The organism is Bradyrhizobium amphicarpaeae (genome assembly GCF_002266435.3).
GTDB classification, from domain to species: Bacteria; Pseudomonadota; Alphaproteobacteria; order Rhizobiales; family Xanthobacteraceae; genus Bradyrhizobium; species Bradyrhizobium amphicarpaeae.
The window spans coordinates 998,292-1,023,583 of record NZ_CP029426.2; the positions used below are offsets into that span (position 1 = coordinate 998,292).

Annotated in this window: 26 protein-coding genes; 17 read left to right on the forward strand and 9 right to left on the reverse strand. The window is 65.4% G+C overall.

The genetic code is table 11. The features are described from left to right. Positions 1 to 11: 11 nt before the first annotated feature. From CIT40_RS04885 to CIT40_RS04920, 8 genes are all read left to right on the forward strand, one after another. Positions 12 to 248 (forward strand): hypothetical protein, encoded by a 237-nt coding sequence (locus CIT40_RS04885; RefSeq protein WP_094895978.1) that lies wholly within the window; start codon positions 12 to 14, stop codon positions 246 to 248. 2 nt (positions 249 to 250) lie between these two features. Then, a complete protein-coding gene (locus CIT40_RS04890) occupies positions 251 to 1,006 on the forward strand; it encodes a metal ABC transporter ATP-binding protein (RefSeq protein ID WP_162307354.1) in 756 nt (251 codons plus the stop codon). Positions 1,007 to 1,012: 6 nt separating this feature from the next. Continuing rightward, positions 1,013 to 1,882, forward strand: a complete 870-nt coding sequence (locus tag CIT40_RS04895; RefSeq protein WP_094895980.1) for a metal ABC transporter permease — start codon at positions 1,013 to 1,015, stop codon at positions 1,880 to 1,882. Between the two features lie 2 nt (positions 1,883 to 1,884). Continuing rightward, a complete protein-coding gene (locus CIT40_RS04900; RefSeq protein ID WP_094895981.1) occupies positions 1,885 to 2,748 on the forward strand; it encodes a metal ABC transporter solute-binding protein, Zn/Mn family in 864 nt (287 codons plus the stop codon). A 55-nt stretch (positions 2,749 to 2,803) separates the two neighbouring features. Beyond that, positions 2,804 to 3,844, forward strand: coding sequence for a CobW family GTP-binding protein (locus CIT40_RS04905; RefSeq protein ID WP_094895982.1), 1,041 nt, complete (start codon positions 2,804 to 2,806; stop codon positions 3,842 to 3,844). Beyond that, complete coding sequence (locus CIT40_RS04910) at positions 3,844 to 4,863, forward strand: WD40 repeat domain-containing protein (protein ID WP_162307820.1); 1,020 nt, start codon at positions 3,844 to 3,846, stop codon at positions 4,861 to 4,863. The genes CIT40_RS04905 and CIT40_RS04910 overlap by 1 nt, the downstream gene beginning before the upstream one ends. A gap of 147 nt (positions 4,864 to 5,010) precedes the next feature. Then, positions 5,011 to 5,727: an MgtC/SapB family protein gene (locus CIT40_RS04915; RefSeq protein WP_094895984.1), complete on the forward strand. Its 717-nt coding sequence runs from the start codon at positions 5,011 to 5,013 to the stop codon at positions 5,725 to 5,727. Between the two features lie 101 nt (positions 5,728 to 5,828). After that, on the forward strand, positions 5,829 to 6,152 hold the full coding sequence (locus CIT40_RS04920) for a hypothetical protein (protein ID WP_162307821.1): 324 nt from the start codon (positions 5,829 to 5,831) through the stop codon (positions 6,150 to 6,152). A gap of 68 nt (positions 6,153 to 6,220) precedes the next feature. Here the strand turns inward: CIT40_RS04920 and CIT40_RS04925 are convergent, their stop codons facing one another. The 5 genes from CIT40_RS04925 to CIT40_RS04945 all read right to left on the reverse strand — a co-directional run bounded on the left by CIT40_RS04925 (position 6,221) and on the right by CIT40_RS04945 (position 11,048). Beyond that, positions 6,221 to 7,663 (reverse strand): homospermidine synthase, encoded by a 1,443-nt coding sequence (locus CIT40_RS04925; RefSeq protein WP_094895986.1) that lies wholly within the window; start codon positions 7,661 to 7,663, stop codon positions 6,221 to 6,223. A 48-nt stretch (positions 7,664 to 7,711) separates the two neighbouring features. After that, entirely contained in the window at positions 7,712 to 8,098 is a 387-nt protein-coding gene (locus tag CIT40_RS04930) for a RidA family protein (RefSeq protein WP_094895987.1), read from the reverse strand. A gap of 147 nt (positions 8,099 to 8,245) precedes the next feature. Further along, positions 8,246 to 8,833, reverse strand: a complete 588-nt coding sequence (locus tag CIT40_RS04935; protein ID WP_094895988.1) for a GNAT family N-acetyltransferase — start codon at positions 8,831 to 8,833, stop codon at positions 8,246 to 8,248. A 146-nt stretch (positions 8,834 to 8,979) separates the two neighbouring features. After that, positions 8,980 to 10,122 (reverse strand): type III PLP-dependent enzyme, encoded by a 1,143-nt coding sequence (locus CIT40_RS04940; protein WP_094895989.1) that lies wholly within the window; start codon positions 10,120 to 10,122, stop codon positions 8,980 to 8,982. A 671-nt stretch (positions 10,123 to 10,793) separates the two neighbouring features. After that, a complete protein-coding gene (locus tag CIT40_RS04945) occupies positions 10,794 to 11,048 on the reverse strand; it encodes a hypothetical protein (protein WP_094895990.1) in 255 nt (84 codons plus the stop codon). A 138-nt stretch (positions 11,049 to 11,186) separates the two neighbouring features. On the opposite strand from CIT40_RS04945, the gene CIT40_RS04950 reads away from it, so the two are divergent. The 3 genes from CIT40_RS04950 to CIT40_RS04960 are packed head-to-tail and all read left to right on the forward strand — an operon-like array spanning position 11,187 to position 15,030. Further along, complete coding sequence (locus CIT40_RS04950) at positions 11,187 to 13,268, forward strand: M3 family metallopeptidase (RefSeq protein WP_094895991.1); 2,082 nt, start codon at positions 11,187 to 11,189, stop codon at positions 13,266 to 13,268. After that, entirely contained in the window at positions 13,268 to 13,906 is a 639-nt protein-coding gene (locus CIT40_RS04955) for a DUF1007 family protein (RefSeq protein ID WP_094895992.1), read from the forward strand. Before CIT40_RS04950 ends, CIT40_RS04955 begins: the two co-directional genes overlap by 1 nt. Continuing rightward, positions 13,903 to 15,030, forward strand: a complete 1,128-nt coding sequence (locus CIT40_RS04960) for a nickel/cobalt transporter (RefSeq protein WP_193550906.1) — start codon at positions 13,903 to 13,905, stop codon at positions 15,028 to 15,030. Before CIT40_RS04955 ends, CIT40_RS04960 begins: the two co-directional genes overlap by 4 nt. 150 nt (positions 15,031 to 15,180) lie before the next feature. On the opposite strand, the gene CIT40_RS04965 is transcribed toward CIT40_RS04960, so the two are convergent. Continuing rightward, positions 15,181 to 15,579, reverse strand: coding sequence for an MAPEG family protein (locus CIT40_RS04965; protein ID WP_094895994.1), 399 nt, complete (start codon positions 15,577 to 15,579; stop codon positions 15,181 to 15,183). Between the two features lie 82 nt (positions 15,580 to 15,661). On the opposite strand from CIT40_RS04965, the gene hemH reads away from it, so the two are divergent. The 4 genes from hemH to CIT40_RS04985 all read left to right on the forward strand — a co-directional run bounded on the left by hemH (position 15,662) and on the right by CIT40_RS04985 (position 19,426). Next, positions 15,662 to 16,699, forward strand: a complete 1,038-nt coding sequence (gene hemH, locus CIT40_RS04970; protein WP_094895995.1) for a ferrochelatase — start codon at positions 15,662 to 15,664, stop codon at positions 16,697 to 16,699. Positions 16,700 to 16,726: 27 nt separating this feature from the next. Next, complete coding sequence (locus CIT40_RS04975; protein ID WP_094895996.1) at positions 16,727 to 17,695, forward strand: ABC transporter substrate-binding protein; 969 nt, start codon at positions 16,727 to 16,729, stop codon at positions 17,693 to 17,695. A 231-nt stretch (positions 17,696 to 17,926) separates the two neighbouring features. Beyond that, positions 17,927 to 18,928: an SPFH domain-containing protein gene (locus tag CIT40_RS04980; RefSeq protein ID WP_094895997.1), complete on the forward strand. Its 1,002-nt coding sequence runs from the start codon at positions 17,927 to 17,929 to the stop codon at positions 18,926 to 18,928. 54 nt (positions 18,929 to 18,982) lie between these two features. Then, a complete protein-coding gene (locus tag CIT40_RS04985; RefSeq protein ID WP_094895998.1) occupies positions 18,983 to 19,426 on the forward strand; it encodes an NfeD family protein in 444 nt (147 codons plus the stop codon). A 311-nt stretch (positions 19,427 to 19,737) separates the two neighbouring features. On the opposite strand, the gene CIT40_RS04990 is transcribed toward CIT40_RS04985, so the two are convergent. Further along, the gene (locus tag CIT40_RS04990) at positions 19,738 to 20,064 is read right to left on the reverse strand and encodes a winged helix-turn-helix transcriptional regulator (protein WP_094895999.1); all 327 of its coding nucleotides are present in this window, start codon (positions 20,062 to 20,064) and stop codon (positions 19,738 to 19,740) included. Positions 20,065 to 20,136: 72 nt separating this feature from the next. On the opposite strand from CIT40_RS04990, the gene CIT40_RS04995 reads away from it, so the two are divergent. Further along, on the forward strand, positions 20,137 to 20,700 hold the full coding sequence (locus CIT40_RS04995; RefSeq protein WP_244611911.1) for a carboxymuconolactone decarboxylase family protein: 564 nt from the start codon (positions 20,137 to 20,139) through the stop codon (positions 20,698 to 20,700). A 65-nt stretch (positions 20,701 to 20,765) separates the two neighbouring features. Here CIT40_RS04995 and CIT40_RS05000 read toward each other — a convergent pair whose 3' ends face one another. Continuing rightward, the gene (locus CIT40_RS05000) at positions 20,766 to 21,773 is read right to left on the reverse strand and encodes a KpsF/GutQ family sugar-phosphate isomerase (RefSeq protein ID WP_162307355.1); all 1,008 of its coding nucleotides are present in this window, start codon (positions 21,771 to 21,773) and stop codon (positions 20,766 to 20,768) included. 191 nt (positions 21,774 to 21,964) lie between these two features. On the opposite strand from CIT40_RS05000, the gene CIT40_RS05005 reads away from it, so the two are divergent. Then, a complete protein-coding gene (locus CIT40_RS05005; RefSeq protein ID WP_094896001.1) occupies positions 21,965 to 23,722 on the forward strand; it encodes an outer membrane beta-barrel protein in 1,758 nt (585 codons plus the stop codon). Between the two features lie 86 nt (positions 23,723 to 23,808). Here the strand turns inward: CIT40_RS05005 and CIT40_RS05010 are convergent, their stop codons facing one another. Next, the gene (locus CIT40_RS05010; protein ID WP_094896002.1) at positions 23,809 to 25,260 is read right to left on the reverse strand and encodes a glutamate synthase subunit beta; all 1,452 of its coding nucleotides are present in this window, start codon (positions 25,258 to 25,260) and stop codon (positions 23,809 to 23,811) included. Between the last annotated feature and the right edge of the window lie 32 nt (positions 25,261 to 25,292).

The window sequence follows — 25,292 nt, forward strand, 5'->3', positions numbered from 1 at the left end:
ACGTCTCTGGTATGGTTCCCGCCGCGTCTCACGCCCATCATCACGACCATGCCGACGGCCACTCCCACGGCCCCGGGCATGCACACGGGCACGACCATAGCCACGCGCATGTCCACGACGCTGCCTCCCCGCATCCCGCCCAGGCGGCGCACTGGTCGATCCTGCGCATGACCATGGCTGCACGCCTTCTGGCCGCACTGGCCGTCTGTGCCGTGCTCTGGGGCGTGGTCTTCCTAGCGATGAGGTGACCATGGCGGCCGTGCACTTCGACAATGTCACGCTCGGCTATGACCGGCACCCGGCCGTCCACCATCTCAACGGCGAGGTCGCGCGGGGCGCGCTGGTGGCCGTGATCGGCCCGAATGGCGCCGGCAAGTCGACCCTGCTGCGCGGCATCGTCGGCATCCTCCGGCCGCTCGACGGCAGCATCCATCTCGGCGGGCTCGATAGCCGCGATATCGCCTATCTGCCGCAGAGCGCGGAGATCGACCGCAGCTTTCCGATCTCGGTGTTCGATTTCGTCGGCACCGGGCTGTGGCGCGGGACCGGCCTGTTCGGCGGGATCGGCAAGGCCGCGCGCGGCAAGATCCTGGGTGCGATCGGCGCCGTTGGCCTCAACGGTTTCGAGAACCGTCCGATCGGTACGCTCTCCGGCGGCCAGATGCAGCGCGTGCTGTTCGCGCGCGTGCTGCTCCAGGACGCCTCGCTCATCGTGCTCGACGAGCCCTTCAACGCCATCGACAGCAAGACCACGACCGACCTGCTCGCGCTGGTCGAGCGCTGGCACCGCGAGGGCCGTACCGTGCTGGCCGCGCTGCACGACATGGAGATGGTGCGCAACCATTTCAGCGAGACGCTGGTGCTGGCGCGCGGCCCCGTCGCGTGGGGGCCGACGGCGGAGGTGCTGACGCCGGAAAACCTGCTGGTGGCGATGCGGATGTGCGAGGCGTTCGACGACAGCGCCGCAGCCTGCGCCGGCGACGATATCAGCTCGCGGGCGGCATGATCACCGATGCTCTATGACGCGCTGATCGGCCCGTTCACTGAATTCGAGTTCATGCGGCGCGCGCTGGCCGCCGTGATCGCGCTGTCGCTGGCCGGCGCGCCGATCGGCGTCTTCCTGATGCTGCGGCGGATGAGCCTCGTTGGCGATGCCATGGCGCATGCGATCCTGCCGGGCGCCGCTGTCGGCTTCCTGCTCTCCGGTCTCAATCTGTTCGCGATGACCGCGGGCGGCCTGATCGCCGGCTTTGCCGTCGCCATCCTCGCCGGCGTGGTCGCGCGCTCGACCGGGCTGAAGGAGGACGCCTCGCTCGCGACCTTCTATCTGGCCTCGCTGGCGCTCGGCGTCACCATCGTCTCGATCAAGGGCACCAATATCGACCTGCTCCACGTCTTGTTCGGCAACATCCTCGCGATGGACGACCAGACGCTGCTGGTGGTGGCCTTCAACGCCACGGTGACGCTGCTGGTGCTCGCCGTGATCTACCGCCCGCTGGTGATCGAGAGCGTCGATCCCTTGTTTTTGCGCACTGTCAGCCGCGCCGGCGGTCCCGCGCATCTCGCCTTCCTTGCGCTGGTTGTGGTCAACCTCGTCAACGGCTTTCAGGCGCTCGGCACGCTGCTTGCGGTCGGCCTGATGATCCTGCCGGCTGGTATCGCGCGGTTCTGGTCTCGCGATCTCACCGTCATGATCTGCATCGCGGTGGTCGCAGCCGCGATCTCGGGCTATGCCGGCCTCGTGCTGTCGTTCCAGACCCGCGTGCCGTCGGGCCCGGCGATCATCCTGGTGGCGACCGTGCTCTACATCGTCTCGGTCCTGTTCGGCAGTGTCGGTGGTCTGGTCCGCCAGATGTTTCCCGGCCGGCATCTGGAAGCCTGACGATGCAGCGTCTCCTGTTGTGCGTGCTCTTGCTGATCGCTTCGCCGCTTCATGCCGCCGAGAGGCTCAACGTCGTCGCGAGCTTCTCGATTCTCGGCGATTTCGTCCGCACCATCGGCGGCGACCGCGTCAACGTCACGACGCTGGTCGGCCCCGACAGCGACGTCCACGTCTACACGCCGGCGCCGAGCGACGCGAAGCGGATCGCTGATGCAAAGCTTGTCGTCATCAACGGGCTCGGCCTCGAAGGCTGGCTGCCGCGCCTCGTGCAATCCTCCGGCAGCAAGGCAACAATCGTCACCGCGAGCGCCGGTATCGTGCCGCTGAAACTCGGCTCGGCTGCCGATCCCCACGCCTGGCAGTCCGTCCCCAACGCCAAGGTCTACGCGACCGATATCGCCAATGCGCTGGCCGTGGCCGCCCCGGATGATGCGGAATTCTTCCGGACCCAGGCAAAAGCCTATCTGGAAAAGCTCGAAACGCTTGACCGCGAGGTCCGCGAGGCCGTCGCGAAAATCCCGCCGGACCGGCGCAAGGTGATCTCGACCCATGACGCCTTCGGCTATTTCGCCGCCGAATACGGTATCCGGTTCATCGCCCCCCTGGGCGTCTCCACCGAAACCGAGCCGAGCGCGCGGGACATCGCGGCCATCATCGGCCAGATCAAGGCCCAGAAAATACCGGCCGTCTTCCTGGAAAATATCAGCGATGACCGGCTGATCCGGCGGATTGCGGCGGAGACCGGCTCAAAAGTCGGGGGGACCCTGATTTCGGACGGTTTGACCGGCGAAAAGGGGCTCGCACCCACTTACATTGATATGGTCAGGCACAATATAAAGGCCCTGACCAGCGCGCTTGACCACTAGGGCAGGGGGCCACCCCGCCTCGCGTCGCGCGAAAAAGCCCGATGTCGGAGTTGTTATGTCTGAAGCGTCCCAGAAAATTCCCGTGACCGTCCTGACCGGCTATCTCGGCGCCGGCAAGACCACGCTGTTGAACCGCATCCTGTCGGAGAACCACGGCAAGAAATACGCCGTCATCGTCAACGAATTCGGCGAGATCGGCATCGACAACGACCTCATCATCGGCGCCGATGAGGAAGTGTTCGAGATGAACAACGGCTGCATCTGCTGCACCGTGCGCGGCGATCTCGTCCGCATCATGGACGGCCTGATGAAGCGCAAGGGCAAGTTCGACGCCATCATCGTCGAGACCACCGGCCTTGCCGATCCGGCGCCGGTCGCCCAGACCTTCTTCGTCGACGAGGACGTGCAGAAGAATGCGCGGCTCGACGCCGTGGTCACGGTCGCCGACGCCAAATGGCTGTCCGACCGGCTCAAGGACGCGCCCGAGGCCAAGAACCAGATCGCCTTCGCCGACGTCATCGTGCTGAACAAGACCGATCTCGTCAGCAAGGGCGAGCTTGCCGAGGTCGAAGCCCGCATCCGCGCCATTAACCCCTATGCCAAGCTGCATCGCACCGAGCGCTGCTCGGTGGCCCTGGCCGACGTGCTCGACCGCGGCGCGTTCGATCTCGACCGCATCCTCGAAGTCGAGCCGGACTTTCTGAATGCCGACGATCATGACCACGATCATGATCACCACCACCACGGCCACGACCATCATCATGATCATGGCCACGGCCTGAAGCACTATCACGACGAGGACATGCAGTCGCTGTCGCTCAAGACCGACAAGCCGCTCGATCCCAACGTGTTCATGCCCTGGCTGCAGAACCTGGTGCAGGTCGAGGGCGGCAAGATCCTGCGCTCCAAGGGCATCCTCGCTTTCCACGACGACGACGACCGCTACGTCTTCCAGGGCGTTCACATGATGTTGGAGGGTGACCACCAGCGGAAGTGGAAGGAGGGCGAGAAGCGCGAGAGCCGCCTCGTCTTCATCGGCCGCGAATTGCCGGAAAAGGCCATCCGCGAGGGTTTCGAGAGCTGCATCGTCTCGTGATGAAAGAGTTTACGCCGGCCCCCGATTCCGCCTCGATCGTCTCCGTCACCGATCGCGTCAAACCTGTCACGCTCGGCATGGGCGTGACCTCGGTGCATTTCCTCAGGGATCGCGCTGCCTTCGTCGGCGGCGAGGAGAACGTCGCGTTCGTCGATGACAAGGGCGAGATCACCACCGTCGCCGTGCATAGCGGCGGTATTCTCTCCACCGCCTGCGACGGCAAGCGCCTCGTGATGGGCGGCGACGACGGCAAGGTCGTCGCGCTCGACGCCAAGGGCGAGGTGACGCTGCTCGCCACCGACCCGAAGCGGCGCTGGATCGACGCGGTGGCGCTGCATCCCGACGGCGCCTACGCCTGGTCGGCCGGCAAGGTCGCGACCGTCAAGAGCGGCAAGTCCGAGGAGAAGTCGCTCGAGGTGCCCTCGACCGTCGGCGGGCTTGCGTTCGCGCCGAAGGGCCTGCGGCTCGCGATCGCCCATTACAACGGCGCGACGCTGTGGTTTCCGAACATGGAGGGCTCGGCCGAATTCCTGCCCTGGGCCGGCTCGCATCTCGGCGTCACCTTCAGTCCGGACAACAAATTCCTGGTCACGACGATGCACGAGGCGGCGCTGCACGGCTGGCGGCTTGCCGACAACAGGCATATGCGCATGACCGGCTATCCCGGCCGCGTCCGCTCGATGTCCTGGAGCGCCGGCGGCAAGGGGCTGGCGACCTCCGGCGCCGACACCGTCATCATCTGGCCGTTCGGCAGCAAGGACGGGCCGATGGGCAAGGAGCCCGCGATGCTGGCGCCGCTGCAGGCGCGCGTGTCGGCCGTCGCCTGCCATCCCAAGAACGACATCCTCGCCGCCGGCTACAGCGACGGCACCGTGCTGATGGTGCGGCTGGAGGACGGCGCGGAAATCCTGGTCCGCCGCAACGGCACCCCGCCGGTCGCCGCGCTTGCCTGGAATGCCAAGGGCAAGCTGCTGGCGTTTGCGGATGAAAACGGGGACGGCGGAATGCTGGAGCTTTAAATTGTCATTGGTCCAGCCGTAGGGTGGGCAAAGGCGCAACGCGCCGTGCCCACGATCTTTCTCCACGACGCAAAAGGGGTGGGCACGTCGCGCAAGAGCGCGCCTTTGCCCACCCTACCGCATCTCTCCAATGGCGGCGCGAAACACATGCGGTTTCTGACGACCTTCCAGCTTGCCGACTTCTTCGACACGTTGATCAGCCTGTTTACGGCCTTCGTGCTGGGCACGCTGATCGGCGCCGAGCGGCAATATCGCCAGCGCACCGCGGGCCTGCGCACCAATGTGCTGGTCGCGGTCGGCGCGGCCGCCTTCGTCGATCTCGCCATGCAGCTGGACGGCGCCGACGGTGCGGTGCGGGTGATCGCCTATGTCGTCTCGGGCATCGGCTTCCTCGGCGCCGGCGTGATCATGAAGCAAGGCATGGACGTGCGCGGGCTCAACACCGCAGCGACGCTGTGGGCCTCGGCCGCGGTCGGCTCCTGTGCCGGTGCCGACATGATCGCGCAGGCGGCCGCGCTCACCGTGTTCGTCATCGCCGGCAACACCATGCTGCGCCCGCTGGTCAACGCCATCAACCGCATCCCGCTGAACGAGAAGGCCTCCGAGGCAACCTATTACTTCAAGCTCGCCGTCGCCACCGACGCGCTCCCCGATATGCGTGATCGTCTCGTCGAAAAGCTGGAGGCTGCGAAATATCCTGTGGCCGATATCGAGGTGGTCGAGATCGGCGAAGACAATCTGGAGATCGTGGCCAAGCTGGTCGCGACGGCTGTCGATCCGAACGAGCTGAACGCGGTTGCGACCGCTCTCCAGCACCTGCCGGGCGTACGCCACGCCACTTGGGAGGTCAGCACTTCGGACTGAGCGTGGCGTTTTGGCGCGCGAACGGGCGGTTCCCACTCGAGCGGCTACGGAACCGCGGCCCGGCGACTTCGTTGATATCGCGGACAAAGGCGGTGATCGACATGATCGGCAATGACAAGCGCAGACTGAAACTCGACTTCATGATCGCCTGCTCGATGCTTGCGGCCGGCATCGTGATATCAGGGGTATCGATCGCGCAAATCCGTGCTGAGGGTCGCGTGCAACTGGCGCAGGCGACGCCGCCGCTCCAGGGTACGCCGTCCGACGATCAGAACAAGCCCGCCGAAGCCAAGCCCGGCGGCGATCGGCCGACCACACCGGCGCCAGAGCCGGCGCGCCCCGATCCGCAGACGCAGGGTGCCGCCAAGCCGGCACTGCCCCCGGCTCCGGCCGAGAAGATCGCGCCGCCGATCGAGAAGAAGTAGCTTTCCGCCGTCATTCCGGGCTCGCGCCAAGTGGCGCTCCCCGGAATGACCACGGAGGGAGGCCCTCCTCACCGCACCAGGATGTTCCTGAACTGCCACGGATCAGACGTGTCGATGTCTTCCGGGAACAGGCCCGGGCGATCCGTCAGCGGCGTCCAGTCGGTGTAGAAGCCCTTGACTGGGCCCAGATATGGCAGCTGGATTTCCAGCAGGCGGTCGAAATCCATCTCGTCGGCTTCGACGATGCCTTCGTTCGGGTTCTCCAGCGCCCAGACCATGCCGCCGAGCACGGCGGAGGTCACTTGCAGGCCGGTGGCGTTCTGATAGGGCGCGAGCTTGCGGGTCTCTTCGATGGAGAGCTGCGAGCCGTACCAATAGGCGTTGTTGTCGTGGCCGAACAGCAGCACGCCGAGCTCGTCGATGCCGTCCACGATCTCGTTCTCGTCGAGGATGTGGTGCTTCTCCTGCATCTTGGCGGCGCGGCCGAACATCTCGTGCAGCGACAGCACCGCATCGTCGGCCGGATGGTAGGCATAGTGGCAGGTCGGCCGGTAGACCGCCTTGCCCGAGGCGTCGCGCACCGTGAAGTAGTCGGCGATCGAGATCGATTCGTTGTGGGTGACGAGGAAGCCGTATTGCGCGCCGCGGGTCGGGCACCAGGTGCGCACGCGCGTGTTGGCGCCGGGCTGCATCAGATAGATGGCAGCGCCGCAGCCGGACTCGTGGGTCCGCGCATTCTCCGGCATCCACTTCTCATGGGTGCCCCAGCCGAGCTCGGACGGCTGCACGCCTTCCGACAGGAAACCTTCCACCGACCAGGTGTTGACGAACACATCAGGCTCTTTCGGCGTCTTGGAGCGCTGGGTGTCGCGTTCAGCGATGTGGATGCCCTTGATGCCGGCCTGCCGCATCAGATCCGCCCACTCGGCCTTGGTCTTCGGCTTGGGGGCGTTGAGCTTGAGATCGGCGGCGACATTGAGCAGCGCCTGCTTGACGAAGAAGGAGACCATGCCGGGATTGGCGCCGCAGCAGGAGACGGCCGTCGTCGAGCCCGCCGGGCGCGCCCTCTTGGCGGCCAGCGTCGCCTCCCGAAGCGCGTAGTTGGAACGCGCTTCGGGGCCCTTGGAGGCATCGAAATAGAAGCCGAGCCAGGGCTCGTTGACGGTGTCGATATAGAGCGCGCCGAGCTCGTTGCAGAGCTCCATGATGTCGGTGGAGCCGGTGTCGACAGAGAGATTCACGCAAAAGCCCTGGCCGCCGCCTTCGGTGAGCAGCGGCGTCAGCAACTCGCGATAATTGTCTTTTGTCACGGCCTTCTGGATGAAGCGCACTTTCTGCTTCTCACAATGCGCCTTGCGGCCCTCGTCCTTGGGATCGATCACGGTAACGCGCGACTTGTCGTAGTCGAGGTGCCGCTCGATCAGCGGCAGCGTGCCTTTGCCGATGGAGCCGAAGCCGACCATGACGATGGGACCGGTGATCTTCGCGTAGATCTGCGAGGCGGGGCTCATGGGATGGTTTCTCCGGAACGTGCTGGCGGGCAAAGGGGCAGGGGTGAATCAGGTGCGGCGCTTGGCGGTGGCTTCGATCTCGACCTTCATCTCGGGCTTGTAGAGCGCCGAGACGACGAGAAGCGTTGCTGCCGGGCGGATGTCGCCGAGGACCTCGCCGCAGACGGCGAAATGCGAGTCTGCGTCCTTGATGTCGGTGAGATAGTAGGTCACGCGCACGATGTCGGCCATCTCGAATCCGCCCTCCTTCAGGGCAGCCGCGATGGTCTTGAAGCAGTTGCGTGACTGGCTCGTGACGTCGGCCGGCATCGTCATCGTGGTGTAGTCATAGCCCGTGGTTCCCGCGACGAAGGCGAAATCGCCGTCGATCACGGCGCGGCTGTAGCCGGCGGTCTTCTCGAAGGGGGAGCCGGTGGAGATCAGGCGGCGGGACATCGATTTGGGCCTCGAGTGAAAGCGGTGTTTGGCGGGTTTAAAGGGCGTTTCCGGGGCTCACGCAACCCCGAAAAGACGGGCGTCAGTGGGGCGCAGCCCGGCGTTGCCGCGTTACGCGGCTTCGGTCGTCGCCATCATGGCAATCCCTCAGGCCGCGTGCGCCTGGAGCGGACGAACCGACCTCCGTTTGGAAAGCGGCGCGCCGGTCGGGACGATCATCCCCTCGGCGCCGTCGAGCGCACCGCCGGTGAATTCGATCGCGAGCAGGCGATCGCGTTCGAACGGACCGGGCAGCGACAGCGCGCCGGTCTTCTGGCCCGAGAAGCCGAAGCGGGCATAATAGGGGGCGTCGCCGAGCAGGATCACGGCGTCATGCCCGCGCGCCCGGGCGGCGGCCAGCGCTTGTTGCATCAGCGCGGCGCCGATCCCGAGCTCGCGGCAGGCAGGATCCACCGCCAGTGGTCCGAGGACCAAAGCGGGCCTGCCTCCGGCGCTGACGTGCCACAGCCGCACGGTTCCCACGAGGTTGCCCTCGCGCACCGCCGACAGGGCAAGCCCCGCGGCAGGCGCGCGTCCGTCGCGCAGGCGCTGGCAGGTGCGGCCGTGGCGGTTCTCGCCAAAGCAGGCATCGAGCAGCGTTTCACGCACAGCGACGTCGGCAGCACGTTCCGCGCGGATCACGAACGGAGCGGCTTTCGATGTGAGGGCGAACTGTGGCTTCCGAGGAGCAGTCATGGCGCGTCAGTCCCCGCTTGAACCCACGTGCGCCAGCGGCACGCGAGCTCAAGCGTCATCAGAATGGCAATGTCAGGGAAGGAGCCGGCAAGCCGGCTCCCGGGTTCGTCAGGCCTCGGAGAGAGAGGCGGATCGGATGTGGCAAATCAGATGTGGTACGTCCTCAGCGGCGGGATGCCGTTGAACGCCACCGCCGAGTAGGTCGACGTATAGGCCCCGGTGCCTTCGATCAGCACCTTGTCGCCGATCTCGAGCGTGACGGGGAGCGGATACGGGCTCTTCTCGTACAGCACGTCGGCGCTGTCACAGGTCGGGCCTGCGAGCACGCACGGCGTCATGTCCGCGCCGTCGTGACGGGTGCGGATGGCGTAGCGGATCGACTCGTCCATCGTCTCGGCGAGACCGCCGAACTTGCCGATGTCGAGATACACCCAGCGCACCTCGTCCTCGTCGCTCTTCTTCGAGATGAGCACGACCTCGGATTCGATGATGCCGGCGTTGCCCACCATGCCGCGGCCCGGCTCGATGATGGTCTCCGGAATCTGGTTGCCGAAGTGCTTGCGCAGCGCGCGGAAGATCGAGCGGCCGTAAGTCACGACCGGGGGCACGTCCTTCAGGTACTTGGTCGGGAAGCCGCCGCCCATGTTGACCATGGTCAGGTTGATGCCGCGCTCGGCGCAGTCACGGAACACCTGCGAGGCCATCGCCAGCGCCCGGTCCCACGCCTTCACCTTGCGCTGCTGCGAGCCGACATGGAACGAGATGCCGCACGGTTCCAGGCCCAGGCGCTTGGCAGCGTCGAGCACCTCGACGGCCATCTCCGGGTCGCAGCCGAACTTGCGCGACAGCGGCCACTCGGCGCCGGCGCAGTCATAGAGGATACGGCAGAACACCTTCGCGCCGGGAGCGGCACGGGCGATCTTCTCGATTTCGGCGGTGCAATCGACAGCGAACAGGCGAATGCCGAGCGCGAAGGCGCGCGCGATGTCGCGCTCCTTCTTGATCGTGTTGCCGAAGGAGATGCGGTCGGGCGTCGCACCCGCGGCCAGCGCCATCTCGATCTCGGCGACCGTCGCGGTGTCGAAGCAGGAGCCCATGGACGCGAGCAGCGACAGCACTTCCGGCGCCGGGTTCGCCTTGACGGCATAGAACACACGGCTGTCGGGCAGCGCCTTGGCAAAGGTCTGGTAATTGTCGCGCACGACTTCGAGGTCGACCACGAGGCAAGGCTCGGTGTCCTGGCCCTCGCTGCGGCGGTTGCGCAGGAATTCCTGAATACGTTCGGTCATAGCACTCTCCCAAACGGCCCAGCGACGGGGATCCGTTCAAAAAATGTCGTCGGATAAGCGCCCCGGCCAGATCGCGCGATGGAGGCGCGACGAGCCAAAGACTCAAATCAGACTGTGCTGCCGTGGATTGGTTGGGAATTTCCCGCCCGCACACCTGGCAATGAAGGACAAGCCTTTTCAGTAGCCCGCGCCGGCGTTGGAATGCCGGTAGAGACCAAAAAAGCCCGATCCGTCGTTGCTTTAAGTCGCGTCCCCCGTTGAGAGCGGGGTGCGCCGGTTCGCCTCCGGCTGCCAGTCACGGTTGCAAAGAGCGAAGTCACCTTCGACAAGGCATCTCTTTGAGAGAGATGCTGGACGCTCCGGGTTTGCCGTCGTCGTCACGCCTTGCGGCTTCCGACTTCTGCACTTCCGAAGAGCCCCTCGGCTTCTTCACCCCTTGGCGGCTGTCCGGCCTCTTGTCCGGATACCTACCGACTGACACACGACCACAGGCACGTGCGAAATTGGGCAAGAGCGCACATAAGCGTTTTGACTCTGCTTCGCAAGAATTTTTTTAGGCTGAGAACAGAATTGCCTAACATCTGCTTGCGCAGTGTTGCGTGAGCGACGCGGAAGATGAACGGGCGTTAAGTTTTTGAGCCGAGTAGCGCGCGTCATTCGCGCGCGCAGCGTCAGCCGCGCTTCGTGAAGGGCTCGATGCGCTGAGCTGCGCGGATGAACGCGGTCATCACGAGCACGCCGAGCGCGAACAGCACGGCCTGCAGGATGTGCGTGCCCTGATCGCCGAGCCCGAACAGGATTGCGAGCGCCCAGCCGCCGGCGAACGCCGCGCCAAACACCTCGGCGCCGATCAGGATGGCGGCGCTGATGACGGTGATGACGCTTGGCCAGGCGATCTGACGGGACGAGGAGGAAGGCGCGTTCATGAGCTCAGGGGTCCGGGGTCTGTCGAGGGCCGCAATCTCCTCGAAAAGGCGGCCGGGGGCAAGGGCAAATGGCCCAAAAAAGCCCCATCGCGTGCTATAGCTGGCCGCAACAATTGAGCCATGAAATTGGGACTTGTGATGTCAGAACCCCGCCAAATTACGGACTCCGAGACCAACCCGCTGCTGAAGGCCTGGATGACGCCGTTCGCGACCCCGCCCTTCGACGAGATCGAGCCGGAGCACTTCCTGCCGGCCTTCGAGCAGGCCTTCGCCGACCATTCCGCCGAGATCGCGGCGATCACCAACGATCCGGGTGCGCCCGACTTCGCCAACACCGTCACGGCGCTGGAGCGCTCGGGCAAGCTGCTGAGCAAGGTGGCGTCCGTGTTCTACGACCTCGTGTCGGCGCATTCCAACCCGGCCATCCTGGAGATCGACAAGGAGGTCTCGCTGCGGATGGCAAGGCACTGGAATCCGATCATGATGAACGCCGTGCTGTTCGGTCGCATCGCCCAGCTGCACGAGAACCGCGCCAATCTGGATCTTTCTTCAGAGCAGCTTCGCCTGCTCGAGCGCACCTATACCCGTTTCCACCGCGCCGGCGCCGGCCTCTCCGACGAGGCCAAGACGCGGATGGCGGAGATCAACGAGCGGCTCGCCCAGCTCGGCACCAGTTTCAGCCATCATCTGCTCGGCGACGAGCAGGACTGGGTCATGGAGCTCGGGGAGGCCGACCGCCAGGGCCTGCAGGAGAGCTTCGTCGCCAGCGCCAAGGCTGCGGCAGAAGAGCGCGGCATGGCAGGCAAGGCCATCGTCACGCTGTCGCGCTCCTCGGTCGAACAGTTCCTGAAGAGCTCCGCCCGGCGTGATCTGCGCGAGAAGGTCTACAAGGCTTTCACCGCGCGAGGCGACAACGGCAATCCCAACGACAACAATGGAACCATCGTTGAGGTCCTGAAGCTGCGCGAAGAGAGCGCCAAGCTCCTCGGCTATCCGACCTTCGCCGCTTACCGGCTGGAGGATTCCATGGCCAAGACGCCGGACGCGGTGCGGAGCCTCTTGGAGCGGGTTTGGAAGCCGGCGCGAGCGCGGGCGCTTGCCGACCGCGACGATATGCAGGCTCTGATCACGGAAGAGGGCGGCAACTTCAAGCTTGCCCCGTGGGACTGGCGCTTCTACGCCGAAAAGCTGCGCCTTCAGCGCGCCAATTTCGACGATTCCGCGATCAAGCCGTATCTTTCGCTCGACAACATGATCGCGGCCGCCTTCGACTGCGCCACGCGCCTGTTCGGCGTCACTTTCGATGAGCGCAAGGACGTTCCGGTCTGGCATCCCGACGTCCGGGTCTGGGAGATGAAGGGGCCGGACGGCAAGCACAAGGCGCTGTTCTACGGCGACTACTTCGCCCGGCCGTCGAAGCGCTCCGGCGCCTGGATGACCTCGCTGCGCGACCAGCAGAAGCTCGACGGCGAGGTCGCGCCGCTGGTTCTCAACATCTGCAATTTCGCCAAGGGCGCTGGCGGCGAGCCTTCGCTGCTGTCGCCCGACGATGCCCGCACCCTGTTCCACGAGTTCGGCCATGGCCTACACGGCATGCTCTCCAACGTGACCTATCCGTCGCTGTCGGGGACCTCCGTGTTCACCGATTTCGTCGAGCTGCCCTCGCAGCTCTACGAGCATTGGCAGGAGCGGCCCGAGGTGCTGCAGAAGTTTGCCCGTCACTACCAGACCGGCGAGCCGTTGCCGGACGAGCTGTTGCAACGGTTCCTGGCGGCGCGAAAATTCAACCAGGGCTTTGCCACGGTCGAATTCGTCTCCTCGGCGCTGATCGACCTCGAATTCCACACCCAGCCGGCCGCCGCCGCGCAGGATGTCCGCGCCTTCGAGAGACGCGAGCTTGAGAAGATCGGCATGCCCGAGGAGATCGCGCTGCGTCACCGTCCGACCCAGTTCGGGCACATCTTCACCGGCGATCATTATGCCGCCGGCTATTACAGCTACATGTGGTCGGAGGTCATGGACGCCGACGCCTTCGGCGCGTTCGAGGAGGCCGGTAATATCTTCGATCCCACTGTGGCCAAGCGCCTGCATGACGACATCTATTCGAGCGGCGGATCGCTCGATCCGGAAGCCGCCTATGAGGCTTTCCGCGGTCGTCCTCCGGAACCCGACGCGCTGCTTCGCCGCCGCGGCCTGCTCGACGACGCCAAGGCGGCGTGATGGGCATGCGCGCCCTGTTTGGATGGCTGCTCGCCGCCGGCCTGCTACTTGCGGCGGGCACGGCGCACGCGCATCCGCATGTCTGGATCACCGCGACCAGCGAGCTGCTCTACGCCGCCGACGGCTCGATCACCGGCGTCCGTCACGCCTGGAAGTTCGACGACATGTTCTCGGCCTATGCGGTGCAGGGGCTCGAGAGCAAGACCAAGGGCGCGTATACGCGCGAGGAGCTTGGGGCGCTGGCGCAGACCAATGTCGAGTCGCTCAAGGAATACGCCTACTTCACCTTCGCGCGAGCCGACGGCAAGAAGGAGCGATTTAACGAGCCGGTCGACTACTTCCTCGACTACAAGGACACGGTGCTGACCCTGCACTTCACGCTGCCGCTGAAGAACCCGGTCAAGCCCAAGCAGCTGGTGCTCGAAGTGTTCGACCGCTCCTACTTCATCGACTTCCAGATGGCCAAGGACAATCCGGTCAAGCTGGTCGGCGCGCCCGCCGGCTGCCAGATGAAGCTCGATCGGCCCAGCGACGGCTCGGCCACGGCCCAGAAGCTCAATGAGCAGACGTTCCTGAACGGCGAAAACAGCAATTTCGGCATGATGTTCGCCAACAAGATCACGGTGGATTGCCCTTGAAGCCAAAGCTCTCCCCGCTTGCCCGCGGGCTTGTTGCATGCGCCGCACTTGCCGCCGTGCTGGTGGTGGCCGATGCCGCGCTTCACGATGTCCTCGCGCAGAATCCGTTCGGCGCGCCGAAGCCGCCGCAGGCGGCCCAGCCCGAGGCCAGCGGGATCATCGGCTGGCTGCTGGCAAAACAGTCGGAATTCTATCGCCAGATGTCGTCGACCATCCGCGCCGCCAAGTCCGACGGCTCGGCGGTGTGGACGCTGCTCTTCATCTCCTTTGCCTACGGCATCTTCCACGCCGCCGGCCCTGGCCACGGCAAGGCGGTGATCGCTTCCTACCTCGTCGCCAACCGCGAGACCGCGCGGCGCGGCATCGCGCTGTCGTTCGCTTCGGCGCTGATGCAGTCGCTGGTGGCGATCCTGATCGTCGGTATTTCGGCCTGGGTGCTGAATGCGACCGCCAAGACCATGTGCAAGGCGGAAGGCGCGATCGAGATCGCGAGCTATGGCCTGATTGCGCTGTTCGGCCTGCGGCTGGTGTGGGTCAAGGGCCGCACGTTCATCAGGGCGCTGCAGGCCGCCCAGCCGGTGCCGGCGCTTGCCGGCGTGCCGCACGATCATGGTCACGGTCATCACCATCATCACGATGCCCACGATCATCACCATCACGGACATGATCATCACCGGCACGATCATGATCATGCGCACGCCCAAGCCCATCACGGGCATGACCACGTCCATGACGAACATTGCGGCCATTCCCATGGCCCCACGCCGAGCGAGCTCGCCGGCCCCGGCGGCTGGCGGCGCGGCTTCGCCGCGATCCTCACCGTCGGCATCCGTCCCTGCTCTGGCGCGATCCTGGTGCTGGTGTTCGCGCTGGCGCAGGGCCTGTTCTGGGCCGGCATCGCCGCGACGTTGCTGATGGGGCTCGGCACCGCGATCACGGTCGCGGCCATCGCGGTCGTCGCCGTCTCCGCCAAGGACATCGCCACCCGCCTCAGCGCCGGCCGCGACGGCGGCGGTGCATTGTTCATGCGCGGCATCGAATTCGCGGCTGCAGGCGTCGTGCTGCTGTTCGGCACGGGCCTCTTGCTGGGCTACATCGCGGCCGAACGGACGACGTGTTTCTAGGAACATTCGTGCCCCGGACGCAGCGCAGCGTCCCTTCGTCGATGCGCTGCAGAGCCGGGGTCCATCTCTCCGTACGGTGGCCTGTAGCTTTCTGGGTCCCGGCTCTGCGGAGCAGCGCAAGCGCGCTGCCCCGCGTCCGGGACGCGGGGCTCAGACCGGCAAGAACCGCTTCAAGGCCGGCATGAAGAATATCCCGAAATTGATCGCAAAGCCGATGCTCCAGAGGATCGAGCGTAGCGTCGGGCGGTTGCCGAGATAGGTCAGCACATAGGCGAGGCGCACGATGAGGAAAAGTGCCGCGAGCTCGTCGATCAGCCGCTGCGGCGAGTCCCGGTATTCGGCGAGAAGTACCGCGAAGGCGAAGAACGGGAAGGTCTCGATGCCGTTCTGGTGCGCGCCGAGCGCGCGCTGCGAGAGTGCGTCCTCGTAGAAGGCGGGGTCGCGCGGCCGGGCATTGTCGAAGCGCCGAAAATTGATCCATTTGATCGCGGCGATCGTAGACAGATAGAGCAGCAGCGCTCCAAAGACGCACCATTCCGCGAGTGTCATCTTTCCTCCCCCGCCTGGGTGCGACCCTAGCGAAACCGGCCTCATCTTGACAAGTTCGGACCAACGCGCGACCCACAGAACCATGACCAGTGTCGTTCCCATCGAGGCCGCGAGACCGGCCGCCCAATCCGCCTTGCCGCGCGTCGGCGTGCTGTTGGTCAATCTCGGCACGCCCGATACGGCCAATGCCCAGGGCGTGCGGGTCTATCTCAAGGAGTTCCTCTCGGACGCCCGGGTGATCGAGGACCAAGGGCTGATCTGGAAGCTGGTGCTCAATGGGATCATCCTGAACACCCGGCCGCGGGCCAAGGCGCGCGACTATCTGAAGATATGGAACACCGAAAAGAACGAATCCCCGCTCAAGACCATCACGCGCTCGCAGGGCGACAAGCTCGCCGCGGCGCTGTCGAGCCATGCGCATGTCGTGGTCGATTGGGCGATGCGCTACGGCAATCCGTCGATCAAAGCCGGCATCGACGGATTGATCGCCAAGGGCTGCGAACGCATCCTCACCGTTCCCCTGTATCCGCAATATTCGGCCTCGACCTCGGCGACGGTTTGCGACGAGGTCTTCCGCGTGCTTGCCAGCCTGCGGAACCAGCCAACGCTCCGTGTCACCCCGCCTTATTACGAGGACGAGGCCTATATCGACGCGCTCGCGATCTCGATTGAAACGCATCTTTCGACGCTTTCCTTCGCACCGGAGCTGATCGTCGCGTCCTTCCACGGCATGCCGAAATCCTATGTCGAAAAGGGCGATCCCTATCAGAGCCACTGCATCGCCACCACGGCGGCCCTGCGCCGCCGGCTCGGCATGGACGAGACGAAATTGCTGCTGACCTTCCAGTCCCGCTTCGGATTCGACGAGTGGCTCCAGCCCTACACCGACAAGACCATGGAGCGGCTCGCGAAGGAGGGCGTGCGTCGCCTTGCGGTGGTGACGCCGGGCTTTTCCGCCGACTGCCTGGAGACGCTGGAGGAGATCGCGCAGGAGAATGCCGAGATCTTCACGCACAATGGCGGTGAGGAGTTTTCCGCGATCCCCTGCCTCAACGACAGCGACCCCGGCATGGACGTGATCCGTACCCTCGTGCTGCGCGAGCTTCAGGGCTGGATCTGATGGAGGGCTGGCTCTGATGGGCGCCCCATGAACCGCCGTGAGTGTCTGGCGCTTCTTGGGACGATCGCAGCGCTGCCGGTCCCGGTCCTGGCGCAGCAGCCGAGCGAGGTGCGCCGGCTCGGCGTGCTCTCGGTCATTGCCTCCGACGAAGTGATCGGCCAGGCCCGCCTGGCGGAGGCGCTCGCCGGCCTCGGCTGGAAAAAGCGCGACAAACTCGAGATTGACTGGCGCAGCGGTGGCGGCGACCGCGCCCGCATCGCGCGGCTCGCCGACGAGTTGATCGCGCTCAAGCCCGACATCCTGCTCGCGCTCGGCACGCCCTCGGTCGAGGAGCTGCGCCGGCGCAGCGCGACGATCCCGATCGTGTTCGCCGTCGTCACCGATCCCGTCAGCCAGGGCTTTGTCGACAATCTCGCGCATCCCGGCGGCAACGTCACCGGCTTCACCGATTACGACGGGCCGCTGGCCGGCAAATGGCTGGAGATGCTGACGCAGGTCACGCCAAGATTGTCCCGCGTCGTCGTCGTCTACAATCCCGCCACTGCGCCGTTCGCGCCCCTGATGCTGCGCACCATCGAGGACGCCGCGCGGACGCTCCATGTGACGGTCGAGCCCGCGCCGGTGCATGACACGGCCTCCATCGCCGTGCTGGCTTCGCGGAGGGACGGCGGCTTTTTGATCCTGCCGGACTTCTTCACCATGGCCAATCGCGTAGAGCTTCTGGCGGCGATCGCGCAGGCGCGCGTGCCGGCGGTGTTCTGGAGCCGCACCTTCGTCGAGGCGGGCGGGCTGATGTCCTACAGCACCGACAGCGCCGAGCAGCTCCGCCGCGCCGCGGACTATATCGATCGCATCCTGAAGGGGGCGCGGCCAGCCGACCTGCCAGTGCAGAACCCCACCAAGTTCGAGCTTACGGTCAACCTGAAAACGGCAAAGGCGCTTGATCTCGTCATTTCGCCCTCGTTGCTGGCGATCGCCGATGACGTCATCGAATGAAGACGTCCGCGGCCGCCGGCATGGACGGATATGTTCGCTAGGTCCGCGTCGGCTCGCTTTCAAGGGCCTTGCGCGAATACATATTCGTGGCCGGTCTCTTTCGTCGCGTCTTGTGCAGAATTGCGCCGATACCGACGTTACTTGCGACCGCTGAACCGGTAAGGAAGTGATCCCGACCAATGACAGCCGGGAAAGGGCTTTCCGAGCTTCTTTTCCCGCCTTGGAGGAAATATGAGCGGTTTCGACATTTTCGCGATTGTTCTGGTGTTGCTCGTCATCGTCACGCTGGTCGCCGGCGTGAAGACGGTGCCGCAAGGTTATGACTGGACCATCGAGCGGTTCGGCAAATACACGCAGACGCTGAGCCCCGGCCTTAACTTGATCGTGCCCTATTTCGATCACGTCGGGCGCAAGATCAACATGATGGAGCAGGTGATCGACATCCCCGAGCAGGAGGTCATCACCAAGGACAACGCCACCGTGACGGTGGACGGCGTTGCTTTCTACCAGGTGTTTGATGCCGCCAAAGCGAGCTACGAGGTCTCCAACCTGACCCAGGCCGTCACCGTCCTGACCATGACGAACATCCGTTCCGTGATGGGTTCGATGGATCTCGATCAGGTGCTGTCGCACCGCGACGAGATCAACGAGCGCCTGCTGCGCGTCGTCGATGCCGCGGTCTCGCCCTGGGGCTTGAAGGTCAACCGCATCGAGATCAAGGACATCGTGCCGCCCGCCGACCTCGTCGAGGCCATGGGCCGGCAGATGAAGGCCGAGCGCGTCAAGCGTGCCGACATTCTCGCCGCCGAAGGCCAGCGCCAGTCGGAGATCCTGCGCGCCGAGGGCGCCAAGCAGGGCCAGATCCTCCAGGCCGAAGGCCGCAAGGAGGCTGCGTTCCGCGATGCCGAAGCCCGCGAGCGGTCTGCCGAGGCCGAGGCCAAGGCGACCCAGATGGTCAGCGAAGCGATTTCCAAGGGCGACGTGGCTGCGCTGAATTACTTCATCGCGGACAAATACATCAAGGCGTTCGGGCAGCTGGCCGACTCGCCGAACCAGAAAGTCATCATGCTTCCGGTCGAGGCGATGAGCATGCTGGGCTCGCTCGCGGGCATCGGCGAGATCGCAAAGGCAACGTTCGGCGAAAGCGCGGCATCCGCCGCTGCCGCCGCGCGCCGTTCGAGCTCGGTGCCGACGACCGGCAGCACGCCGCCGGTGCCGCCGCGGCAGGGATAGTCACCGGTGCATGTCCCTTCGACAGGGGCATGCACCATGATAGAAGGTCGTGTCATGACCGACATGTTCGTATCGCTCGGCACCTGGAACTGGCTGATCTTCGGCTTCATCCTGATGGGGCTCGAGGTCCTGGCGCCGGGCATCTTCCTGTTCTGGCTCGGACTTGCCGCGCTGCTGGTCGGCCTGATCTCGTTCGCTGTGGCCATATCCTGGCAGATCCAGCTCGTGATGTTCGCGATCTTTGCCGCGGCCGCCGTGCCGGTGTGGCGTCGCCTTGCCCGGCCGAAGTCCGATGCAAGCGCCAGCCCGTTCCTCAACAAGCGCGCCGATGCGCTGCTCGGGCGCGAGTTCACGCTGGAGAAGCCGATCGTCGACGGCAGCGGCACCATGCGTATCGGCGATACGGTGTGGCGCGTCGCCGGCCCCGATACGCCGGCGGGAACGCGGGTGAAGGTGGTGCAGGTGGACGGTGCGAACCTGACCGTGGCGGCGGCGTAGCTTTGCTTGACCCTCCCCTGGAGGGGCAGGGCAATCGCATGTGAGAAACCGTGGCGGGAATCTCGCCCGTAGCCATCCTTCGAGACGCCCGCCTCCGGCGGGCCCTCAGGATGACGACGGAGTCTGCAGCGGCCATTTTAACGGACACAACTGCAACTCAGCCTCATCCTGAGGGACCGCCACCGGGTCCGCGCAAAGCGCGGCCCGATGACAAGCTCCGCGGTCGTCTCGAAGGACGAGGCGCTTGCTCAGGCCCATCCGAAAAGTCACATGCGATAGCCCTGCCCTGGAGGGGGAGGGTCAGCAAGACATTATCGCTTCCACCGCTCGGCAAACCGGTGCAGTGGCACGACCATCTCGCACAAGTCCCGCCCGAGCGAAGTCAGCCCATAACCTCCGCCGTCGCCAAGCTCGACGAATCCCGCTTCACGCAGCTCCGTCAGCCGCGCCTGCAGCACCGTGGGCGAGGCCTCGTCGCAGGCGGCGCGCAGCGCGCGCGAGGTGAGGGGGGCATCCCGCAGCTCCCAGAGAATCCGCAAGCTCCAACGCCGGCCGAGCAGGTCGAGCAGCGCCATGATCGGCCGGCCGGTGCGAGAGCCGCGAACGCCGGGTGTCTTCGAGGCGGCCTTTTTATTCATCGGCGGACCCTTGTGTCATGCTACAAATAGTGTAGCGTGTTGCTACGGTAAATGTAGCAATAGAGGCGGCCCATGTCTTCTGCCCTGTCCCAAACCATGCCGCGCATCGCCCCGCTTACCCCGCCTTATCCACCGGAGATCCAGGCGCAATTCGACCGCATCATGCGCGGTGCGCCGCCGCTGCTGCTGTTCCGGGTGATGGCGGGCCACGCTCGCGCCTGGGACAAGTTTCGCGCTGGCGGGCTGCTCGATCCCGGCCCGCTCTCCCTGCGCCAGCGCGAGATCGTCATCGACCGCACCTGCGCGCTGAACCAATGCGAGTATGAATGGGGCGTGCATGTCGCGATCTTTGCCGGGCCGGCCAAGCTCACCGAAGACGAGGTGCGTGCCACAGTGCAGGGCGATGCCGCGTCGTCATGTTGGTTACCACCCGAGCAGGCGCTGATCGCAGCGGTCGACGCGCTGCACACCCGCGCGACGTTGAGCGACGAAGAATTTGCCGCGCTGTCGGCGCATTATGACGAGGCGCAGATCCTGGAGATCATGCTGCTTTGCGGCTTCTATCGCACGGTGTCGTATCTGGCGAACGGGCTGCGCTTGCCGCTGGAGGAGAATGCGGCGCGGTTCCCGGCGTAGCTGTCATTCCGGGCTCGCGCCAATCGGCACGCCCCGGAATGACGCGCCGAGATAGCGCGTTGACGCTACGCGACGCCCGCCCGCAGCAGATCGTGCAGATGCACGATGCCTACCACCTTGCCCGCCTCGGTGACGACCAGCGTCGTGATCTTGCGGGTGTTCAGCACCTCGATCATCTCGGTGGCGAGCATCGAGGGCGGCACCGTTTTCGGCTGCTTCGTCATGATGTCGTCGACCGAAGCCGTCAGCAAATCGGGACGCATGTGGCGGCGCAAATCACCGTCGGTGATGATGCCCGCGACCTCGTTCGCTGCGTTGACGATGCAGACGCAGCCGAGGCCCTTGGCCGACATCTCGACCACGGCGTCCGACATCTTGGTGCCGAGCGGCTTGACCGGAATTTCCACGCCGGTGCGCATGTAGTCGCGGACGAATTTCAGCATCGCGCCGAGCTTGCCGCCGGGGTGGAAATGCGCGAACTCCAGCGCAGTGAAGCCGCGGCCTTCGAGCAGCGCGATCGCGAGCGCATCGCCGATCGCTGCCTGCATCAGGGTCGACGTGGTCGGCGCCAGATTGTGCGGGCAGGCCTCGCGCGCCTTCGGCAGTTCGATCACGAGGTCGGCGGCTTGTCCCAGCGATGAGGCCGCGTTCGACGTTACCGCGATCATGGGAATGGCGAACCGCGCCGAGTAGTTCACGAGGTTCTTCATCTCCGGCTGCTCGCCGGACCAGGACAGCGCCATGATGACGTCGTCGGTGGTGATCATGCCGAGGTCGCCGTGGCCGGCCTCGGCGGCGTGCACGAAGAACGCCGGCGTGCCGGTCGAGGCCAGCGTCGCCGCGATCTTGCGCCCCATATGGCCTGACTTGCCGAGCCCGGTGACGATGACGCGGCCCTTGGCGTTGCGGATCAGGTCGACTGCTTTCGCGAATGTCGCGCCCAGCGGGCCGCGCAGGGCGGCGGCGAGCGCGTTGATGCCGCCGCTCTCCGTCTCCAGCGTGCGGAGCGCGGATTCGACGCTGTTGGGGATGGAGCCGGATGATGCGGTCATCAGCGGTTTCGAACTCGGCATGTTCTGGTCCAGGAGGAGGGGCGTTCGCCCGGTCGGCGCCTCATTAGCACGCCGCGGCGGCGGAGGCGACGAGCCGGCCTGAGCCCTCAACCGGTCGTTAACCATAATTGTTTTAACTCCATTAACGATGGTTCCCGCCAGCCGGCGGAGATCATCGTGAAAGTGTTTGATTTCGTTGGAGTTATTCCATCGTGGGGTCGTCTCCAAGCATGGGCCGGAGCAAACGCGCGCTGTTTCTAGGCGCGGCTTTGCCGTGCCTTGTGCCGGGTCTTGCGCTGACGGCCCTCGGAAGCGCTCCTGCGGCCGCCCAGAGCCTCACGCCCGACCTGTTCAATCCCAATCGCGGCGGCTTCGCTTCGCCCGAGACGCTGCCGACGCGCCGCACGGCGGGCGTGCCGCAGTCGCCGTCGGATGCGTTGCCGGTGCTGCCCGATCCCGCTGCCGATCCGCGCAAGGCCCGCGAGAAGCCGGCGACCTCGCGGATCGGTCAGGTCCCGACTTATGGCCTGCCTGCCGCTGCCGGCGCGAGCAACTCCGGCTACGATTCGCTCAACCGCAAGCGGCAGCAGCCCAAGCTTTATCCGGGCCAGCCGAAGCCCAAGCGCGCGGCTGGCCCCGGCTCGCCGGCGCCGACCACGGCGCCGCCGCCGTTGACGCTCGGCCTCCCCAAAATCGCGCCGCCGCCATCGGCGTCCGCGAACAAGGCGCCGGTGCCGGCCGCGATGGCGGGCACCGTGCCCGGCCAACCGCTGCGCCGCCGCCTCAAGGCGGACGATGATGCGTTCGGAGCCGTCGGCGATTACGCCGGCAGTTTCCTGATCAAGGGCGGGCTCGAGCTCTCCACCGGCTACGACACCAACCCCACGCGTCTGAACAAGCCGGTCGGCTCGCCGGTCTACGTCGTCGCGCCTGATCTCCTCGTGGCGTCGGACTGGGAGCGCCACGCGCTGGTGGCTGACCTGCGCGGCTCGTTCTCCGGCTACACCCAAAACATGCCCGCGACGATCGACGGCTTTGCCTCGCCTTCGCCGGTCGAAGCCGATCGCCCCGACTTCACCGGCCATGTCGATGGCCGGCTCGACGTCAGCCGCGATCTCAAGCTGACCTCGCAGTTGCGCCTGCGGCTCGCCACCGACAATCCGGGCAGCCCTAACGTGCAGGCCGGCCTGCAGAGATATCCCGTCTACGCCGCCTACGGCACCACCGTCGGCTTCGACCAGACCTTCAATCGCTTCCAGGTCGCCGCCGGCGCCACCGTGGATCGCACCGCCTACACCGACTCCAAGCTCACCGACGGCTCGACCTTCAGCAACGGCGATCGCGATTTCAACCAGTACGGCGGCATCGGGCGCTTCTCCTACGACCTCAAGCCGGGCTTGAAGCCGTTCGTCGAGATCCAGGGTGACACCCGCGTCCACGACCAGGCCGCCGACCGGAACGGCTTTTTCCGCGATTCGAACGGCGGCTACGCCAAGGCCGGCACGTCCTTTGAATTCTCGCGCATCCTCACCGGCGAAATCTCGGTCGGCTATTCCGCACGCAATTACACCGACCCGCGTCTCAGCCAGCTCGCGGGCTTCCTGACCTCGGGTTCGCTGATCTGGAATGCCAGCGGCCTCACCACAATGAAATTCTTCACCGACACGCAGATTGCCGAGACCACCGTCCCCGGCTCCTCCGGCGTGCTGGTGCGTACCTATTCGGCCGAAGTCGATCACGACTTCCGCCGCTGGCTGACGGCCGTGGGCAAGTTCACCTACGGCACGCTCGACTACCAGGGCCAGAACCGCAACGACAAGACCTACTCGCTCGAAGGCAATCTGATCTACAAGCTCAACCGTAACATCTGGGTGAAGGGCACGCTGCGCCACGACATCCTGGATTCGAACCAGCCGGGCTCGAGCTCGCAGGGGACGGTGATGTTGGTGGGGGTGAGGTTGCAGAATTAGCGAGGCGCGCATTCAATGCGCCAAGCCGGGCCTTTTCGGCAGTCATCCCGGGCTTGCGCCAAGTGGCCGCCCCGGAATGACAGAACCTACCGCGGCAGATCCGTCTTCCCCATCAAAAACGTATCGATCGACCGTGCACACAGCCGGCCCTCGCGGATCGCCCACACCACCAGCGACTGGCCGCGGCGCATGTCGCCGGCGGCGAACACGTTCGGACGCGAGGTCTGGTAGTCCAGCGTGTTGGCCTTGACGTTGCCGCGCGGGTCGAGCTCGACCGCGAGCTGCTTGAGCAGGCCCTCGTGCACGGGATGCACGAAGCCCATGGCGAGCAGGACGAGGTCGGCATCGAGCTCGAACTCGGTGCCGGCGATCGGCTTGAACTTGTCGTCGACGTGGACGCAGTGCAGCTTCTTGACCTTTCCGTTCTCACCGGAAAACTTCTGCGTCAGCACGGCGAATTCGCGCACGGCGCCTTCGGCCTGGCTGGAGGACGTCCGCATCTTCAGCGGCCAGTTCGGCCAGGTCAGGCCCTTGTCCTCGCGCTCGGGTGGAGCGGGCATGATCTCGAGCTGGGTCACCGACAGCGCGCCCTGGCGCAGCGAGGTGCCGATGCAGTCGCTTCCGGTGTCGCCGCCGCCGATGACGACGACGTGCTTGCCGCCGGCCAGGATCTCCTGGACGCCGCCGAGCGGCTCCTCGGAGACACGGCGGTTCTGCTGCGGCAGGAAGTCCATGGCGTAGTGGATGCCCTGGAGCTCGCGGCCGGGAATCGGCAGGTCGCGGGGGGCTTCCGCGCCGCCGGTCAGCGCCACCGCGTCATATGCGTTGAGCATCTCGCGCGGATCGACATTGCCCTCAGTGCCGACATGGCTGTTGTAGTGGAAGGTGACGCCTTCGCCTTCCATCTGCGCAACACGGCGGTCGATGACGCCCTTCTCCATCTTGAAGTCGGGAATGCCGTAACGCAGCAGGCCGCCGGCCTTGGCGTATTTCTCGAACAGGTGCACGTCGTGGCCGGCGCGCGCCAGCTGCTGGGCGCAGGCCATGCCGGCCGGGCCCGAGCCGATCACCGCGACCTTCTTGCCGGTCTTGTGCGCGGCGATCTCGGGCTTGAGCCAGCCATTGTCCCAGGCGCGGTCCACGATCGCGCATTCGATGGTCTTGATGGTGACGGGGTTGTCGTCGATGTTGAGCGTGCAGGACGCTTCGCAGGGCGCCGGACAGATACGTCCCGTGAACTCAGGGAAATTGTTGGTCGAGTGCAAATTGCGCGAGGCTTCTTCCCAATTGCCCTGATAGACGAGGTCGTTCCAGTCGGGGATCTGGTTGTTGACCGGGCAGCCGGGCGTGCCGGGCGAGACCGATCCGGTGCCGTGGCAATAGGGAATGCCGCAATTCATGCAGCGCGCGGCCTGGTCGCGCGTTTCCTTTTCGGACAAGGGAACGACGAACTCTTTGTAATGCTTCACGCGCTCGGCGACCGGGGTGTACTTGCGGTCGTGCCGTTCGATTTCGAGAAAACCCGTGATCTTGCCCATTAAACCCGAAGTCCCTGCCGCTTGGTCGTTTG

Coding starts and splice junctions, on each gene's coding strand:
- CIT40_RS04900 (WP_094895981.1), top strand. CDS start 1,885: ATGCAGCGTCTCCTGTTGTGCGTGCTCTTGCTGATCGCTTCGCCGCTT.
- CIT40_RS04885 (WP_094895978.1), top strand. CDS start 12: ATGGTTCCCGCCGCGTCTCACGCCCATCATCACGACCATGCCGACGGC.
- CIT40_RS04920 (WP_162307821.1), top strand. CDS start 5,829: ATGATCGGCAATGACAAGCGCAGACTGAAACTCGACTTCATGATCGCC.
- CIT40_RS04935 (WP_094895988.1), bottom strand. CDS start 8,833: ATGACTGCTCCTCGGAAGCCACAGTTCGCCCTCACATCGAAAGCCGCT.
- CIT40_RS04990 (WP_094895999.1), bottom strand. CDS start 20,064: ATGAATAAAAAGGCCGCCTCGAAGACACCCGGCGTTCGCGGCTCTCGC.
- CIT40_RS04965 (WP_094895994.1), bottom strand. CDS start 15,579: ATGACACTCGCGGAATGGTGCGTCTTTGGAGCGCTGCTGCTCTATCTG.
- CIT40_RS04975 (WP_094895996.1), top strand. CDS start 16,727: ATGAACCGCCGTGAGTGTCTGGCGCTTCTTGGGACGATCGCAGCGCTG.
- hemH (WP_094895995.1), top strand. CDS start 15,662: ATGACCAGTGTCGTTCCCATCGAGGCCGCGAGACCGGCCGCCCAATCC.
- CIT40_RS04905 (WP_094895982.1), top strand. CDS start 2,804: ATGTCTGAAGCGTCCCAGAAAATTCCCGTGACCGTCCTGACCGGCTAT.
- CIT40_RS04890 (WP_162307354.1), top strand. CDS start 251: ATGGCGGCCGTGCACTTCGACAATGTCACGCTCGGCTATGACCGGCAC.
- CIT40_RS04925 (WP_094895986.1), bottom strand. CDS start 7,663: ATGAGCCCCGCCTCGCAGATCTACGCGAAGATCACCGGTCCCATCGTC.
- CIT40_RS05000 (WP_162307355.1), bottom strand. CDS start 21,773: ATGCCGAGTTCGAAACCGCTGATGACCGCATCATCCGGCTCCATCCCC.
- CIT40_RS04910 (WP_162307820.1), top strand. CDS start 3,844: ATGAAAGAGTTTACGCCGGCCCCCGATTCCGCCTCGATCGTCTCCGTC.
- CIT40_RS04895 (WP_094895980.1), top strand. CDS start 1,013: ATGCTCTATGACGCGCTGATCGGCCCGTTCACTGAATTCGAGTTCATG.
- CIT40_RS04940 (WP_094895989.1), bottom strand. CDS start 10,122: ATGACCGAACGTATTCAGGAATTCCTGCGCAACCGCCGCAGCGAGGGC.
- CIT40_RS04955 (WP_094895992.1), top strand. CDS start 13,268: ATGGGCATGCGCGCCCTGTTTGGATGGCTGCTCGCCGCCGGCCTGCTA.
- CIT40_RS04995 (WP_244611911.1), top strand. CDS start 20,137: ATGTCTTCTGCCCTGTCCCAAACCATGCCGCGCATCGCCCCGCTTACC.
- CIT40_RS04985 (WP_094895998.1), top strand. CDS start 18,983: ATGACCGACATGTTCGTATCGCTCGGCACCTGGAACTGGCTGATCTTC.
- CIT40_RS04950 (WP_094895991.1), top strand. CDS start 11,187: ATGTCAGAACCCCGCCAAATTACGGACTCCGAGACCAACCCGCTGCTG.
- CIT40_RS04980 (WP_094895997.1), top strand. CDS start 17,927: ATGAGCGGTTTCGACATTTTCGCGATTGTTCTGGTGTTGCTCGTCATC.
- CIT40_RS05010 (WP_094896002.1), bottom strand. CDS start 25,260: ATGGGCAAGATCACGGGTTTTCTCGAAATCGAACGGCACGACCGCAAG.
- CIT40_RS04945 (WP_094895990.1), bottom strand. CDS start 11,048: ATGAACGCGCCTTCCTCCTCGTCCCGTCAGATCGCCTGGCCAAGCGTC.
- CIT40_RS04915 (WP_094895984.1), top strand. CDS start 5,011: ATGCGGTTTCTGACGACCTTCCAGCTTGCCGACTTCTTCGACACGTTG.
- CIT40_RS04930 (WP_094895987.1), bottom strand. CDS start 8,098: ATGTCCCGCCGCCTGATCTCCACCGGCTCCCCCTTCGAGAAGACCGCC.